This is a genomic window from Schlesneria sp. (assembly GCF_036405755.1).
Taxonomy (GTDB): Bacteria; Planctomycetota; Planctomycetia; order Planctomycetales; family Planctomycetaceae; genus Schlesneria; species Schlesneria sphaerica.
Genome location: NZ_DASWWZ010000584.1, coordinates 1 through 2297 on the forward strand (window position 1 = coordinate 1; position 2297 = coordinate 2297).

Below are 2297 nucleotides of genomic sequence, written 5' to 3' on the forward strand. Positions count from 1 at the left end.
CGAGTCCAAGTTTCGCTTTCGGCTCCCTTCAGATCCCGCCTCGCGGCGGGCACCCTGTCCTACAGCTCACGGTTCCGGTCATCACGGCCCGTAGAGAACTTGCATCTCCGAGAAACACAACATGCCAGGCGCACAGCAGAAACCCCGGTGGTCGCAAACATGCGACCACCGGGGTGACGTGTGAAACAACTTTTCTTCCAATCGCACTGATCTTCAGTATGTCAGGTGGAGGTCTCGATTCGGAGCAACGTTGGACTCAATTCAGATCAGAAGTCGAACCAGATCCCCGCACCGATCATCCGTTCTGATTGTCCCACGAATGACCACTGCATCGAGGGCCCCTCGTAATAACTGACACCCGTTCGCAGTGTGTGATTCGACACCCCGCGCCATTGCCATCCAGCCTGGACGCTAATGCTGGTGGTATAGTTGAACTCCTGTCGTGTGTGACCGTTGATCGCTGCGAACGGTGCCCCGTGCAGACCGAAAACCAACGGGGAATACTGAATACCATACTGCAGTTCCAGCGGTTGAGCGCCGTCCTGAGCAAACACGGCCCAGGCAATCTCACCATAGACTTGCAGATTGGGACTCATGACATCGCGTGTCCAACCAATGATCAGCGAATCTCGAACATAGTTAAGACGTTCAAAACCGATGTTGCGGATCAGGTACTCGTCCCCTACATGCGAACTGAGATGGTAGTAGCCCGCTTTAAATGCGTTGGGACCTCGACGATGAGTGATCAACCATCCCGCGCGGAAGTCAACCGCCTCAAGGTCATCCTCGTGTCCCATGTCCACACGGGGCATCGCCGCCCCTTCGAGGTCGAACTGCCAGCCCTGGGGGTTCACCGAGTTCGTCGTTCCGTAACGCAAAAGGCCGACGTGAGCACCGAGAGTGTTCTCCCAGATCGCTCCTTTACGCCCATTTGCCGCGTAGAAGACAGACGCCATTCGAGACTCTTTTTCACCCGCCAGATAGGCCTTGTACATCAGCCCCACAGGAAGCACCTGCCACTCGTAGCCAGGTCCGTCGAAAATTTCATCGAAATTCGACGAGGCGACAGGAGCCGCTGGCGCGGCGGGTGTGACCTGTGACAGCGGAGGCAAACCTTCCGGAGTCAGATAGGCGGGTGAATCCCCCCCCACAGCCTGCTCCGTCAATCCCGGTGACTCTGTAGCCGAAAAATTGACTTGCCTGACTTCCGATTTTTCTTTTATGGGGACGACACTTGCGAGGTTGTAAGGGGGGGCCGGATGACCCTCACTACCTCCCCAGGCCATCGTCGTCAGGCATGCACTAAAGATCAGAGTGCTCACTTGGATTTTGTATGTCCGCACGTCTTGTCCAGTCCTGCTCTCAGTTCAAGTTCGAAACCGTATTAGGTGGTCGGTGACCTTCGAGGTTCTGCTTTAAAAGCAGATCGGCTTCCTACGCTTGGCAAGAACGCTTTCACTGGCTCAGTACGAATCTCTTGTCTGAAAACTACACCCGACAAACCCCATACAACTGGTACGACTGGTCCCGTCTATTCCACACGTTCGATAACTCCGCTTCACACGTGATGCTCCGTTGATGCGTCACACATCGCACAATCAACGACAGCGAGCAGACCTGCGTCATCCCGACAGCAAAACGACTCAAGCCCGTCAGAGAAATGCCACGTCAACACGTACCAGTGAGAGGACTGATCCCAGCTGTAGGGGAGCTGCTGATTTGGGAAACTTTTCCGAGCCTGCGGCCTTTAAGACAGCCAACCTGGAAATATCAAAACAGAGTCAATTCCAGGTCTTAACGATTCGCAAAACAGGCTCATGAAACCGCGCAGAGGCAATGAATCGAACAGAGGTCAGGGAAAATCGGACATCGGGTCCCCGGAGAAAATGAACTGGAACGGGTGCAGGGACGATGTTCTTTGAACATATTGATGCCCCGGTAGCCCGCACGTGGCGGCAGGCCGTCGCTTCCCCCTGCACGAGGGTGACTGGAAGGACGAACCATCACCCAAAATCCTGAGCAATCGCTACAACCCAAACAACCCACACAAGCAGTCCCAACAACGGAAACTGAGCTGAAGGCACGACCTTTGACGCAACTGCACGCCCGGTTCCGACTCGAAGAGAGTAGCCGCCCAGGGCTCCGAGCAATCCCAGACCTTGTCATTACCCACAAATTTTACAAACAATTGTAAAATTTATGATGTGGATGCACTGAAAGTCGAGTGTCGTAACCACGGAATTCCCAGTTGTTTACGACTGAGCGCTGTGGATGATTTTGCTCAGGCACTGTGATTG

General features: G+C 54.4%; 1 protein-coding gene. It reads right to left on the reverse strand.

Annotated features, from left to right (window positions below; genetic code table 11):
* Nucleotides 1–266: 266 nt before the first annotated feature.
* Nucleotides 267–1322, reverse strand: coding sequence for a DUF1207 domain-containing protein (locus VGE80_RS19380; protein ID WP_440593803.1), 1056 nt, complete (start codon nt 1320–1322; stop codon nt 267–269).
* Nucleotides 1323–2297 lie beyond the last annotated feature (975 nt).